The organism is Pseudomonas sp. NPDC077408 (genome assembly GCF_050269105.1).
Classification (GTDB): Bacteria; Pseudomonadota; Gammaproteobacteria; order Pseudomonadales; family Pseudomonadaceae; genus Stutzerimonas.
This window is the reverse complement of sequence record NZ_JBNNHS010000001.1, coordinates 462,104-474,999: the sequence shown is the minus strand read 5'-3', so window position 1 is coordinate 474,999 and position 12,896 is coordinate 462,104. Positions and strand designations below refer to the sequence as shown.

Here is a 12,896-nt window from a genome sequence, read left to right as displayed (position 1 = left end):
CTTAACCGTTCCGTTCCAGCAGATAGCTATCCGGTGTGCGCCCCTGGTCATCTCTATCGATTCGCTTGATTTCTCAGCGTCGACTCGGTAGCCGAGGGCCTTGTATTCGTTCATTCGCGCCAGTTGTGGAGGCGTTGGGGAGTGGGAGCGGTTCATGCCTTGGCCTCCAGCGCCTTGAGTGCTTCTAGCTGTGCTGCGCGCTTCGCCTCGAATCGTTCCTGCATCGCCTTGATTTCAGCGAGGCGGGCTTTCTCTTTGGCAGCCTGGCTTTCCTCGACGGCCTCTTTCACCAGTCGCAACTTGGCGCGAACTTCCGGGGATGGCATTGCAACGTGGCCGGTAATCAGGCCAGCAATCGCGGCGCCGTCTTGAGTGACCGGCTCGTGGGTCAGCTGCGCGCGGTACTCATGAACGACCGGTGCAGGCAGACGACCGAGACGGCCAGCCTCCTCAACGGCCATCAGACGGCGCTGCTGATCGAAGCCGGGCGACAGCTTCCAGCTCACCGGCTTGCCTTCACGGCGAGCGGTGTCGACTTGGCGCTGATAGGCGGACAGGAAGGACATGCGAGCACCCACCTTGTCGCCAGCGTCGAGAATGGCGCGGGCAGCACCCAGGGCGAGCTGGATTTCATCGGTCAGCACAACGCTATCGAATTCATCCGATGCAGCCAGTGCAAGCGCCCAAGCCTCGTTTGGCTCTGGACGGCCATCGGCGGCCTGTACGCGCTGGAGGATGGCGGCCAGTGTCAGCTTGCCGGTGAGTTCGCGGCGGCAGGCCTGCAGCGCGGCCTTCACGTCAGCGGGAGCGTAATCAGCGAGGTCTTCGGCCATCAGTTCGGCGGCAGTGGCGCTTACGGTCTGCCCAAGGGTTTCGGCAGTTGCGCAGATGGCACCGGCCAGTGCTGCTAGTTGGTCGACGTTCATGCGATCAGAGGAATTCATTGCGGCCCCCTTTGTCCTGAATGCGGCGGGCAGCTTCCTGGGCGGCGTTGATGTTGGCTTGGGTGTCTTCCAGCTGGCGGGCAGTACGGCCGTTCATCTGGCGACCAGTAGCCCACTGGGTGCGGTAGGACTCAGCTTTGGTCAGCAGCGAGCCGAGGTCGTGGCAGTTGCGAATCAGGTACGAGTCGTTGATCGATACGAAGAACTCAGCGACCGGGGCAGCTTCGGCGCCGAGGCGCTTCCAGAGGTCGACAACCTGGCGATTGACCTTGGCGTTGCGGACCGGCATCGCACCGTAGCGGCCAACGTAGGCCTGTGCGTACGAGCCCCAGATTTCGCGACAGGCTTCTTGCCGTGCCTGCTCAGCTTCAACGTTCTGCTTCGGCTGGCGCTTCTTCACCGCGACAGCGGGGAGCAGCGCAAGTGAAGTAGTCTCTGCTGTAGTCTCTTGTGTAGTCTCTGTAATAGATCGTGGGTTTTCCACTGCACTGCTAGTGGGTTTTACCACCTCCAGTTTGGGGGTTTTCACCACTACTGTTAGTGGCTTTTCCCCAGACAAGACTGCGAGAAGTTCATCAGTATCGACCTTGTAATACAGCTTGGCCGGGATGCCTTTGCGCTGCTCAGTCAGGAGCCCGATAGACTTCAACTTCTTGCGGGCGCCCTTAACCTCTTCGAGGGTCAAGCCCAGCTCTTCATTCCACTCTTCCGTGGTCTTGTAGAACCAGCCATCATCAGTGCGCTCGGTCCAGTAGACCGCTTGAGACAGGAACTGAGTGGCCGCAGCATTCAGGCCCAGAACCTTACGGAAGGCTGGGTAGAACGCTACGGCATCGCCAGCGATCTCTTGGAGCTGCATACGCAACCGCCCTTTGCTTATCGTGTGTAGTGCTGCCATAATTGGCCTCGTCAAGTTGTGTTGCTGTTGAAGAACCCGGGCCGTCATCCCGGGTTTTTTATTGCCTGCTGTTTGGGTACTGGATGAAAAAACAGCATCCGATCCCCGATTTCACTTCTTTACCGCTTGGCCTAATCTGGAACCCATGGAAACCACTGACATGGACGTTCAAATGACTAAGCCGGGAATCTCTGAATCAGGAAGCCTCTTGCCAGGGGAAGTCGGGGCAGAGGTCGCGGCGGTTAACAGCTCCGCCAGTTACACGTTCGATCTGGATGGCGCGCTCGGCAGTGATGCCACGTTGGCCGGAGATCAAGCGGGAGAGATAAGTGGGAGCGACACCGAGACGTGCAGCGAGCTTTTGTTTCTCGCCGCGGGGGAGGCTCTTGGTGTAGGTGGCGAGATCCATGCGCGTTTACCTGCTGGTACATTTACCCAGCAGTTTACCTGTGGTAATGGTCAAGTCAAGGTAATTTCCCCGGCGGAAAATTCGGTTTTAAATAGCCGAATGGATACTTCAGATCTCCGCAAAATCAGGGTTCGCCAGCTCATCGAACAGCGCTTCGGAGGCATTGCTGCGGACTTTGCAGACGCGATAAACCGGACGCCCTCTTACGTCTCCCGCATGCTTTCCTCGAACAAGCACAGCCGAGGGATTGGCGAAGAGATGGCGCGCAGCATCGAGCAGAAACTAGGGCTCGATAACGGCTGGCTGGATCGCGATCTGGATGCCTCGGAAGCCGCGCAGGCGAAACCCAAGCAAGCGACCTACACCCTGGAGCCGGTCGGCGTATGGGATGACGACACCCCAGTTGATAGCGACGAGGCAGAGCTGCCTTTCCTAAAGGAAGTCGAGCTGTCTGCTGGAAGCGGCAGAACGGCTATCCACGAGGCGGGAAGCCGCAAGATGCGCTTTGGTATCAGGACAATGAGAAGTCGCGGCGTAGAGCCTGCCAACGCGGTTTGCGTGACAGTGACAGGCAACTCAATGGAGCCTGTGCTGCGTAACGGCGCGACCATCAGCATTGATCGCGGCATGACCCGTATTCAGGACGGCGATATGTACGCGATCGACCATGACGGCCAGCTTCGCGTTAAGCAGCTGTACCGCCTACCAGGCGGCGGAATGCGTATTCGCAGCTTCAACCGGGACGAGCATCCCGACGAGGAGTACGGCCCGGAGGAAATTGAGCGCCACAAGATCCGTATCATCGGCCGCGTCTGGTGGGGCGCGTCCTTCTTCTGAGGGCCTATTTAGAGCCCTATTCCCCGCGTCAATCCCTCGCAGTAATCGACAGCCGGTCGACCTATCAAATCTTTGGTTGAATTCTCTGAGGGTGCCATCATCGGCACCCTGCTCCCCTCGCCGATACAGAAAACAAATCAGGTCATAGAACGCCTGATAGATAAATTTGCGAACACTGATGGCCGCTCGCCACTAACATTTGTAATGTTTTGTGGCTGGATGCTGGACAAGGAGTAGAGATGGATTGTTCAACCTGCACCAATCGGTGCGACAACATGATCACCAGGCATGACCTGGTGAAAAGCGGGGTCAGCCAGGAGAACGTCAGGAAGCTGAAGCTAGCAAAGCTTGACGCCTCGCCGGCCATGCCCTTTGACGCGGAAATCTTGCTGGACTGCGAAGACAAAGGACTGAGGCAGGGCGAGGCATTCATTATTGATATGGAGGGCGAGCTGCATTTTTGCCGCACCACAGACCTCCCAGGCGGCGCGCTACAGCTCGAAGCCGCCTACCCACCCCATCACACGGAGACGCTAGCGGCGCACGACAGAGGTAAAGCCATGGTGATTGGGAGGGCGTTTAGTGTGGCCTGGCTCACTGGCTGAGCACCAATTCAAGAAAAGAACCTGCTTCGGCGGGTTTTTTTGTGCCTGCGATTTGATATCGAGGCCAGACCTTTCCCCGGAGACCGGTAATGTTTACCAAAAATATTTACCACCAACGCTTGACGCATGTTTTCCCTGTGGTAAATTTACCTCAACGCCAAGGAACACGGCGAGCAACACCGGAAGCCGAGTCTTCCACGCTCTTTAACAACATGCGCCATGAACAGTTAGCCGAGCGATCGGCAAGACAGCCCCGGCCAGATCCTGTGGGGCGACAGAAAGTCAGGATCAACAAGACGCTGCGCCAGAAGGCGACCGGCGCGTACTGAAAGCCGTAGAGGGGCGGAAGGTGCGCGAGGTGATGACCGAACCGTGAGGATGACCCGGACGGCGCAGCGAGAGACACCAGATTTCACTCATGCAGCTTGGCAACAGGCTGCATCGGGAAACAGCAAAACCCGAAATCAAGGAGAACCACATGGACACGATCCAAGTAGAAGGATGGCAAGGCCGCCTCGGTCAAGGTCTGGCTCCTCGGCAGTTGCTGGCCACGATGCTGGCGATGCTCGACCTTAAGGTTAACGAGATAGCCGACCGCATGAACTGCGCGCCATCGACGGCAGAAAAAACACTCGACCGAGCACGATACAAACTCGGCGCCCGCACCACTCGCGGCCTCTGCCTAGAAGCCATGCGGCGCGGAATCATCGCCCCACTCGTCCTAGCCCTACTGGTAGGCGGTGAGCACACGCAGCCCCGCCCCGTTCGCCGTCCAGACGCACCCCGCTCGCAGCTAGTGGTTAGAGCTAAGCGGATGGAAGAGGCGGAGCTGGCGGCATGAAGACGATACGAGTTCCACCCCTTTCGGAAGAGATGCAAATCGAGCTCGAAATTCAAGCCGAGGAGGCAGGAATGAGCGTGAGGGAGTACGCAGCTGAGCTTTTGCATGAGGCGCTGAAAAGCATGGCAGGCGGCGACAACGAAGAAGCCGGAGCGCGCGTCCTGCATTAGCGCGCAACGGAGATCGAACTACCAAGGATCCCTTAGTAGTTCACGGAGCATTCACTGCTGAGCCTTGGCAACAGGGCTCAACGGGAAGACAACCGGAGAACGGAGATGACTGACTTTGGCGTAAGCGAACAAACCGTAAACGACGCAGCTGAATCATGCGCACGTCGCCTGGCTAAGTGGTTCGGCGGACCTGAAGAGGCTATGGCAGCGATGGAGGATGACCCCATTGCGATGATGGAAATCGCCCTGAGCGACTTCATGAAGGCGCAACGAGCGCTGACCCTGAAGGTGCACATGAACCCGCAGCCATTTGCTCGGCAGTGCGCTGAGTTGCTGCAGGCTGGCGGAAAGCTTCCGGCCGCCTAACCAATCCTTCAGCGCCTTGTAGACAGGGCGCATCACCTATCAGCACATAGGAGGCTGAGATGAGCAATGGAACCGAAATCAAGCCGCCATTTGCAGATGACCTGCAGCTCCGAAAGTTCTTATGCAAACACGCCAAGGACTGGCGCGGACTTAGCAGCTACTGGCAGTTCTACCAAGCGCTCCTTGCTGCAACCCCTCAGCAATCTCAATGGATAAGCGTTGAGGAGCGGCTGCCTGAGCCGGGCGTAACCGTCCTTGTGTACACGCCGCCTCAGCCTGGCGATTGGCCGGATAGCGTGCGGATCAGCTTCGACGGCATCGACCCTGAATCGGATGGCGATTACTGGGTTGAGCACGGCGAGCACTACGAGCATTGGTGCTGCATCGCCAAGGGCGGCGACGACATCGACTGGCATGGACCGTCAGAGAGGGCGCCATACACCCACTGGATGCCACTGCCCGCACCGCCGAGCGCCTAACCATGCCCACCCCACTAGATCTATCCCTAATGCTCACCGTATTCCTCGCCTGTTGCGCGTTGGAGTGGTGGGTTAGGGAGAGGAGAGAGAAGTGATGCGCAACCGGAAAAGACAAATGAAGCCTCGCGTCGAAAAGAAGCTTAGTAAGCGACTAGTAGAGATTGCGCCATCGCTTTTCCACGGTGTATGGCTGGACCGCGAAATTATGGAATCCGCGTGGGACCAAGGCGTCCGCGTCAGCCACGTTTGGAGCGTCGGCGGTGGCGTGGATTATTGGGGTGAAGGCTGTGACGCATACACCTGTTGGTCCGAGTGGCGTTCGAGCTGGATGTGGCATGGGCCTTTTGAAGCATACCCTGAAGGCCACCAGCATGAGCACCTCCCTAACACTGAAGGGTTCAGGCTGACGACGCGAAACCTTCTCCAGCTTGCACGAGATTGCCAAGCCCGCACCAAGTAACCCCCTCCTGAGCCAGCCAGGCCAGACCATCAGGTCTGCGATTAACCGAGGGCGCCCGGTGCTGGCAGCGCCACATATCACACCGGAACGCGGCCGGCCTACGGGATACCCGCGACGAGGATCAGCCGGACAGTGCCTCGATTGCAGAAAACCCCGGCAGCCATCTACGGGATTACCCACAGCTTTGCCCGAGGGGATGGCCGATTGGCTCACGTTACGAGCCGGCATCGGAGAGTCAGTTGGCAGTTGGGTAAGAGGGTTCCAGCGCTTCGGGGTACCACGCCCTGATAAAGGACCCCGCCAGCTGGCTCCCCGATGCCACTGCATCACCCCTTCCCGCCCGTCCGGGCACATCGAGGTAACCACCCATGAAGCAACACGGACCCATAGGGCGCCGCGAGCAGCCGTGCCCGGAATACAGCGAGTCGGACGCTGACCTGGTGCGCGAGGCGCTGGACGCATACGACGCCGACACCCTTGCCGCATACGCAGCATTCGCCTCCGACAAGCTGGATCAGCCGCTTGAACTGGTCGCCTCGCTCGTGCCGGGGCTGGTCGGGCATCAGCGCTGGGAGAGCCATCGCGGCCTTATCGGGCGATTCAACCCCGATCTAGCCGAGTACCTGGGCGAACTGGCCATGGCCATCGACAAGCAGCAAGCAGCATTCATCGAACACCGGGCCGCGCAGATGCGCAGCAAGGCCGAAGAGATCAAGCACGAGGAGGCGGCATGAGCAAGGAAGTGAAGCGGTACGAGCTACTGACCATACACGACATATTCCACAAGGTTCCGTCAGACCGCATTCAGGACTGTTGCCGCGAGCTAGGCACGCTCCTCGCTCAGACTAAAGCGCTGAGCGAACTACTCGAAGCAACTTCAGAGTCTCTGGATATTTCCGGTCACCTCGGCTTCAAGCTTCCCGAGTTCTTCACATGGACGGATGACGGCAAAGGCGAGATTGACACCGTTGTATGCAGTGAAGAAGGCGAGATTATGCGCCTTGCCACTCGCCCTGGAGAGCAGCCATGCACATAGCCAAGGAAGCAGCCCTCCTCCTCCCTATCGCCGCCTTCCTTGGATCGCTGGCATACGTCGGCCTTATGGGGGGTGTGTGATGGATGACCGCGAATTGCTTGAGATGGCGGCTAAGGCAGCCGGGATTGAAGTCATCCGAATAGATGATCCAGGCGCATGGATTGCAGGCGGCGGAGGAATTTACTGGAACCCACTCACCGACGACGGCGATGCGCTGCGGCTGGCTGAATCCCTTGGCTTCACCATATGCATGAACGGAAGCGGCACGGTATCGGCGAGTGATGATTACGATAAATCTGTCTTCGCTACCCAGTCGATACATGAGTGTGGCGGCAATCGACTAGCCGCCACCCGCCGCGCCATCGTCCGCGCTGCTGCCGCTATCGGGAGGGCTATGTGATGGCCTCACAACGTCAACGCTCACTCCGCTACGCATGGTGGCGGGGCCTAGCACTAGCCCTGCTGGCCTTTACAGGATGGGTCGCTGTGTACGGCCTGGTTGATCGATTCAACAACGGGGTGCCGCTATGAGCAACGGGATGAAAGAGATCGACTGGAGCAAGGCACCAGAGTGGGCTACCGGCTACGGCCTCATGAATGGCAGCTTTGGCATTGAAGAAGTGTGGTTCAACGACAAGCAGTACCTGCCACTGCAAAGCCAGGGCGGCTATGGACCATATCCATTCGGCGGGGGCACAGGCCCTCATATGCACAACGCCACCAAGAGCCAAATTGCGTTTCAGAGGCACAGGCCGGCGCCATGGTCAGGCGAAGGCCTGCCGCCAGTTGGGACGGTGTGTGAGGCATGGCATAACGGCTGCGCTCAAGGAGTCGTTCAGGTCCGATACTCAGGCGGATGCATGGTTCTCTGGAACGTGAAACTGAAGCACGAACAGTGCTCTGCATCCGAGAACTACACCTTCAAGCCCATCCGCACGCCCGAGCAGATCGCGGCGGAAGAGCGGGAGAAGGCGATCAAGGAAATGTTGGCGCTCGACCCTTACTTGCCGGGCACGCAGCTCGGAATGATGTCTCGGGCCGACTTCTGCCGCACCCTACACGACGCCGGCTACCGCAAGGTGACCCCATGACCCTCTCCATCCCCCTCCCCTACGACACCGGCCCGCAAGACGACACGCCTACAGGCCATTCATTCGCGGCTGCATGGCTTGCAGTTATCGGCTTCACGGTCCTGTCCGGGCTGCTTGTGCTGCTCGCCTATCAGGCCGTGGCGATGAATCACTTTTTTGGAGGTTGAGCATGAATGCGTCAGTCGAGGCGATTACGCCAGGCTACTACCGCGACCTAAGCAACGAGGCCTATCACAAGGGGCCTGGCATTTCTAAGTCGCAACTTGACCTCATCCACAAGAGCCCAGCGCTGTACCAGTGGAGCAAAGCGGCGCCCGAAGACGAGGAAAAAAAGTCGGCGCTGAATGTCGGTGATGCTGTCCACGCCATCCTGTTAGAGCCGCACCGGTTCAGCGAGGAATACGCGATAGGCCCAGCCGATGCGCCGCGCAACACGAAGGCCGGAAAGGAAAAGTGGGAGGAGTTCGAGGCCGGCCTATCCGGGCAGACGATCCTAACCGCCGACGAAGGCCGAAAGGTTCATCTGATCCGCGAAAGCGTGATGGCCCACCCACACGCACGGTGGCTCGTTGAAGCCGAGGGCGATGCAGAGGCCAGCATCTACTGGAAGGAACGCAGCACGGGCCTTCTGGCGCGCTGCCGGCCGGATAAGACAATCCCCTCGCTCGGCTGGGTCACTGACGTGAAGACGACAGCCGACATGGATAAGTTCGCCCGGTCTGTCTACGACTACCGCTACCACGTTCAAGACCCCTTCTACTGCGACGGCTACGCAGCGCACTTCGGCGAGCAGCCGGCGGCGTTCGTGTTCCTCGTCGTCAGTACCAGCATCGAGTGCGGCAAGTACCCGGTGCGCATCTTCACGCTCGACCAGGAGGCCAAATCGATCGGTCGAGACACCTACCTCGAAGACATGGCCACCTACGCCGACTGCATACGCACCGGCGAATGGTCAGGACTCGAAACACTCAGCCTGCCCTACTGGGCAAAGGAACGCAGATGAGCACTGAAAACGTCGCCCCCTTCTCGCAGAAAGACATGCAGAAGACGGCAACCCCACCGGTAAAGCCGCGCAGCCCCGCAGACAACCTGGCCGCCATGTTGGCAAGCCCGAAGATGAAGGAGCAATTCGCCGCAGCGCTGCCGAAGCATATGACAGCTGAGCGGATGGCGCGGATCGTAACGACCGAGATCCGCAAGACGCCGGAGTTGGCGAATTGCGACAGAACCAGCTTTCTAGGGACGGTCATTCAGTGCGCGCAGCTTGGTCTTGAGCCAGGCAATAGCTTGGGGCACGCATACATCCTCCCGTTTGATAAGCGAGAAAAGCAAGGTGACCGCTGGGTAACTGTCCGAACCGAGGCTCAGCTGATCATCGGCTACCGAGGAATGATCGACCTGGCGCGCCGGTCTGGCCAGATCATCAGCCTGTCCGCCCGCGCAGTCAGAGAACAAGACGACTTCGACTATCAGCTTGGCCTGCATGAGGACCTAAAGCACAAGCCGTTCGAAGGCGAAAACGCCGGCGAAATCACCCACGTCTATGCCGTTGCTCGGCTGCAAGGCGGCGGCGTCCAGTTCGAGGTCATGAGCCGCGCCCAAGTCGAGGCGGTTCGCGCGCAGAGCAAGGCCGGCAAATCCGGGCCGTGGGTAAATCACTGGGAGGAGATGGCCAAGAAGACCGTTATCCGCCGCCTCTTCAAATACCTGCCAGTGTCGGTCGAGATTCAGCGCGCCGTCACTCTGGACGAAGCCGCAGAGGCAGGCATTCCGCAGGGTAACGAGTACGTATTCGATGGGGATTTTGAAGTGGTCAACGACCAAAACGGAGAGCAGCAGTAATGGCAAAGCACAAATATGACGTCGTAGCCACTGTCGGCAAGTACGAGAAGAACGGCGAAACCAAGTACATCAGCCGCAAGGTCGGCGCGGTCATCCAGACCGACAAAGGCTTTCGCATGAAGATGGACGCCTTCTTCAACCCGGCAGGCTGCAAGGTCGACGAGGACGGTTCGATCTGGCTTGCCCTCTTCGAGCCGCGCGACGATCAACAGCAAGGACACCCACAAGCGCAGGCAGCGCGTCAACCGGCGCCCCGCCAGCCCGCGCCGGCCGATGACTTCGACGACGACATACCGTTCGCCAACCCCTACCGCGGCGCCCGCTCCCTTCTGATCTGACCCACCCGGGCGCCCAGCGCGCCCACCTCCCCGGACAATAAACATGGCCAAACCTACCAGTACCCGACTCGGCAGGCTGATAAAGCGTGTCTCGGAATCGGGCGTAAACGAAAAACTCTGTCCTCAGTGCGATCAATGGAAGCCACACGATGATGCGCACTATCAATTCCTGCCAGCGCGTGGCTATCGGCGCAGCGAGTGCCGCAAATGCGTAGCAGCCAAGCAGGTTGAATACGCGAGGGCCAAGAGGGCAGCAGCATGAACGGCCCACGCAACCACACCGGCCACCGAATTGGCCAATGGCACCAGAAAGCCAAGCTCACAGACGCCCAAGTCGCTCAGATGCGAGCCGACTACGAGGCAGGGCGAGGCGGATATCAGACCCTATCCAAGCGCTACGGATGCGGCATCAGCACAGCGCGAGACATCGTTCAGTACCGCACTAGGTGGGCAGCGTAGGAGGCAGCATGAACCCTGAATCAGGCCGCAGAAAAACCGGATGGAAAGCATGGGGCGGCGCTGAAGATGCCCACCTCGTTGAGCTATGGAAGACGCTACCGCTTGGCGATGTAGCGCAGCAGATGGGGCGCAGTACCAGCTCGGTCTATAACCGAGTGCAGAAGCTTGGACTGAAGCGCACCGAGGCATACAAGGCAATCACCGGGTGCGGGCGAATCAAGAAAGGTGACAAGCCATGGAACGCAGGACTGAAGGGATGGCAGGCAGGAGGCCGCGCCAAGGAAACGCAATTCAAGCTCGGCGAGAGGTCATCAAACACATGGCGCCCCATCGGCGCAGAGCGGACCAGTAAGGACGGCATCCTGTTTCGCAAGGTGGCAGACACCGGAGACAAAAAAACCGACTGGAAAGCCGCTCACGTCATCGTTTGGGAGGAGGAAAACGGACCTCTGCCTGAGGGCATGATCGTCATCTTCAAAGACAAGAATCGCGAAAACATGTCTCCGGACAACCTTCTAGCGCTGACCCGCGCTGACAACATGCGTCGCAACTCAATCGACCGCTACCCGCCCGAATATCGCAGCACAGCCCTGACGCTCGGCTGGTTCCGACGCAAGCTGAACAACCTGGAGAAAGCCAATGAACACCCTATCTGACCTGCGTGCAATTCTCGGCGAGACGATGCGCAAAGTAATGGACGGCGATATCAGCGTGGATCAAGCCAAGGCCGTTGCGATGGTAGCGGGCGAGGTGAACGCCACTGCACGACTGGAAGTGGACATGGCCCGAGCTACCGATGGCGATTTTCGCGGTTCGGGGTTCATCGATGTTGAGCCGCGCATAGCCCCACGCGAACCGTTGCGCCGGGTCATCAATCAATGAGCGGCCGCACCTACACCCTAACCCTAACCGAGCAGCAGGCCGGCGAACTGCAAGAGGCCTGCGAGCTGTTAGCGCGGATCAAGATCGGCCAGATAAACCACGCCATTGAGCGATTACCCGGCTACCACGACCAGCGCGACTGGGATCGAGTTCACGCCACGCGGCATGAGATACAGCGTCTCGCCACATCGCTCATGCCGGAGATGACCCGGCGCAGAGACGACGGCATAGCGTGGGATCTGTATCAGGTCATCCGGCATAGGCTGGCATGGGATCGAGCGCTTGACGCCGGAACAATCCAGCCCGGCGAGCAACGGAAGTGGCCCGAGATGATGGGCGTCAGCTACGACGAGCCGCTGGCAATGAGCGGGCTGCCGCTGGCCACAATAAAGGAGACGGATCAATGAACGACACACTGAAGGCAGCCAGCCGGATCGGCGCTGAGCTGGGGGCGGTGAAGGCGGAGTGCGAGCGGTTGCGCGGTGTGCTGGCTGAACTATCCAGGGCGCCGCAGGAAGGCGAGGTGCTGACACGCGAAAGGCTTGCCGCCATCTGCGAAGTTGGCCACGACCGGCCGGCATTCGTAGCCGCCCTATCCCAGCAGGCCGAGCCTGTAGATCCAGCCCCGGCGCAGGATGAGCGGGAGCGCAAGGAATTCGAGCGCGCATACGCCGAATATGCCGACATGGACGCCAGCGAAGTTGCCAGCAAATGGGACGGCGACCTCTACTCCGAACAGGAGGTACGCGATGCTTGGTGGGGTTGGACGACCCGCCCCGCGCAGACCGAGCAGCAGTCTGTGGCTTGGCGCTGGGTCTACTCCAATGGCGGTACTAGCCCGGTCTATCAGGGCTCCGGTCCTGACCACGATATTGAACAGGCTGGGCTGGCCGCTGAATTTCCACGCCGTGTTCAGCGTCTATTCGCCGCCCCCATCGCGCAGACCGCCCCGCAGCCGGAGCAGAGCGACATTGAGCCGCTATTGAACGCAGGCGCAGCTCTATCGAACATCGCTTTCAACCTTGCGCAGCGGCTAGGGGTAACGCTCGACCAGCACGTTTGCGACGTACTCTCGTCATCGCGCAAAGCTTGGGATGACGCACGTTCAGCCCTATCCGCCCAACGAGGTGACGCATGAGCGCATGTACGAAGCACGCTGCCAGTCCAGCGAGTGGCTACAACCCATGCCCAGGGTGCGAGATCGAAAGGATATCCGCCGCCCTCTCAGCCGTGACCGCC

General features: G+C 59.5%; 21 protein-coding genes. 19 read left to right on the top strand and 2 right to left on the bottom strand.

Annotated features, from left to right (window positions below):
- Positions 1–152 precede the first annotated feature (152 nt).
- Both ACQKEK_RS02385 and ACQKEK_RS02380 read right to left on the bottom strand, forming a co-directional pair.
- Complete coding sequence (locus tag ACQKEK_RS02385; RefSeq protein ID WP_499167511.1) at positions 153–944, bottom strand: hypothetical protein; 792 nt, start codon at positions 942–944, stop codon at positions 153–155.
- Entirely contained in the window at positions 931–1,842 is a 912-nt protein-coding gene (locus ACQKEK_RS02380; protein ID WP_499167510.1) for a helix-turn-helix domain-containing protein, read from the bottom strand. The genes ACQKEK_RS02385 and ACQKEK_RS02380 overlap by 14 nt, the downstream gene beginning before the upstream one ends.
- Positions 1,843–1,987: 145 nt before the next feature.
- Here ACQKEK_RS02380 and ACQKEK_RS02375 point away from each other — a divergent pair, with 145 nt between their 5' ends.
- From ACQKEK_RS02375 to ACQKEK_RS02285, 19 genes are all read left to right on the top strand, one after another.
- Complete coding sequence (locus tag ACQKEK_RS02375; protein WP_456155085.1) at positions 1,988–3,088, top strand: S24 family peptidase; 1,101 nt, start codon at positions 1,988–1,990, stop codon at positions 3,086–3,088.
- Between the two features lie 239 nt (positions 3,089–3,327).
- The gene (locus tag ACQKEK_RS02370; RefSeq protein WP_392853317.1) at positions 3,328–3,693 is read left to right on the top strand and encodes a hypothetical protein; all 366 of its coding nucleotides are present in this window, start codon (positions 3,328–3,330) and stop codon (positions 3,691–3,693) included.
- An 89-nt stretch (positions 3,694–3,782) separates the two neighbouring features.
- Positions 3,783–4,022, top strand: coding sequence for a hypothetical protein (locus ACQKEK_RS02365; protein WP_499167507.1), 240 nt, complete (start codon positions 3,783–3,785; stop codon positions 4,020–4,022).
- A 149-nt stretch (positions 4,023–4,171) separates the two neighbouring features.
- Positions 4,172–4,534: a helix-turn-helix domain-containing protein gene (locus ACQKEK_RS02360; RefSeq protein WP_499167505.1), complete on the top strand. Its 363-nt coding sequence runs from the start codon at positions 4,172–4,174 to the stop codon at positions 4,532–4,534.
- Entirely contained in the window at positions 4,531–4,704 is a 174-nt protein-coding gene (locus ACQKEK_RS02355) for a hypothetical protein (RefSeq protein ID WP_392853319.1), read from the top strand. The genes ACQKEK_RS02360 and ACQKEK_RS02355 overlap by 4 nt, the downstream gene beginning before the upstream one ends.
- Positions 4,705–4,809: 105 nt before the next feature.
- On the top strand, positions 4,810–5,070 hold the full coding sequence (locus ACQKEK_RS02350; protein WP_392853320.1) for a hypothetical protein: 261 nt from the start codon (positions 4,810–4,812) through the stop codon (positions 5,068–5,070).
- A 59-nt stretch (positions 5,071–5,129) separates the two neighbouring features.
- Positions 5,130–5,549 carry a DUF551 domain-containing protein gene (locus ACQKEK_RS02345; protein WP_392853321.1) on the top strand — a complete coding sequence of 140 codons (420 nt, stop codon included), beginning with the start codon at positions 5,130–5,132 and terminating at the stop codon, positions 5,547–5,549.
- A gap of 828 nt (positions 5,550–6,377) precedes the next feature.
- A complete protein-coding gene (locus tag ACQKEK_RS02340; protein ID WP_392853322.1) occupies positions 6,378–6,743 on the top strand; it encodes a hypothetical protein in 366 nt (121 codons plus the stop codon).
- On the top strand, positions 6,740–7,045 hold the full coding sequence (locus ACQKEK_RS02335; protein ID WP_392853323.1) for a hypothetical protein: 306 nt from the start codon (positions 6,740–6,742) through the stop codon (positions 7,043–7,045). The genes ACQKEK_RS02340 and ACQKEK_RS02335 overlap by 4 nt, the downstream gene beginning before the upstream one ends.
- Before the next feature lie 79 nt (positions 7,046–7,124).
- Positions 7,125–7,445, top strand: a complete 321-nt coding sequence (locus ACQKEK_RS02330; RefSeq protein ID WP_392853324.1) for a hypothetical protein — start codon at positions 7,125–7,127, stop codon at positions 7,443–7,445.
- Between the two features lie 139 nt (positions 7,446–7,584).
- A complete protein-coding gene (locus ACQKEK_RS02325; RefSeq protein WP_392853325.1) occupies positions 7,585–8,136 on the top strand; it encodes a hypothetical protein in 552 nt (183 codons plus the stop codon).
- Positions 8,133–8,303 carry a hypothetical protein gene (locus tag ACQKEK_RS02320; protein WP_392853326.1) on the top strand — a complete coding sequence of 57 codons (171 nt, stop codon included), beginning with the start codon at positions 8,133–8,135 and terminating at the stop codon, positions 8,301–8,303. The genes ACQKEK_RS02325 and ACQKEK_RS02320 overlap by 4 nt, the downstream gene beginning before the upstream one ends.
- 2 nt (positions 8,304–8,305) lie before the next feature.
- Positions 8,306–9,139, top strand: coding sequence for a PD-(D/E)XK nuclease-like domain-containing protein (locus tag ACQKEK_RS02315; protein WP_392853327.1), 834 nt, complete (start codon positions 8,306–8,308; stop codon positions 9,137–9,139).
- The gene (gene recT, locus ACQKEK_RS02310; protein ID WP_392853328.1) at positions 9,136–9,978 is read left to right on the top strand and encodes a recombination protein RecT; all 843 of its coding nucleotides are present in this window, start codon (positions 9,136–9,138) and stop codon (positions 9,976–9,978) included. The genes ACQKEK_RS02315 and recT overlap by 4 nt, the downstream gene beginning before the upstream one ends.
- Positions 9,978–10,316, top strand: coding sequence for a hypothetical protein (locus ACQKEK_RS02305; RefSeq protein ID WP_392853329.1), 339 nt, complete (start codon positions 9,978–9,980; stop codon positions 10,314–10,316). Before recT ends, ACQKEK_RS02305 begins: the two co-directional genes overlap by 1 nt.
- A gap of 467 nt (positions 10,317–10,783) precedes the next feature.
- Positions 10,784–11,431, top strand: coding sequence for an HNH endonuclease signature motif containing protein (locus ACQKEK_RS02300; protein ID WP_392853330.1), 648 nt, complete (start codon positions 10,784–10,786; stop codon positions 11,429–11,431).
- Entirely contained in the window at positions 11,415–11,657 is a 243-nt protein-coding gene (locus ACQKEK_RS02295) for a hypothetical protein (RefSeq protein ID WP_392853331.1), read from the top strand. The genes ACQKEK_RS02300 and ACQKEK_RS02295 overlap by 17 nt, the downstream gene beginning before the upstream one ends.
- On the top strand, positions 11,654–12,064 hold the full coding sequence (locus ACQKEK_RS02290) for a hypothetical protein (protein WP_392853332.1): 411 nt from the start codon (positions 11,654–11,656) through the stop codon (positions 12,062–12,064). The genes ACQKEK_RS02295 and ACQKEK_RS02290 overlap by 4 nt, the downstream gene beginning before the upstream one ends.
- Positions 12,061–12,795, top strand: a complete 735-nt coding sequence (locus ACQKEK_RS02285) for a hypothetical protein (RefSeq protein WP_392853333.1) — start codon at positions 12,061–12,063, stop codon at positions 12,793–12,795. Before ACQKEK_RS02290 ends, ACQKEK_RS02285 begins: the two co-directional genes overlap by 4 nt.
- Positions 12,796–12,896: the final 101 nt, after the last annotated feature.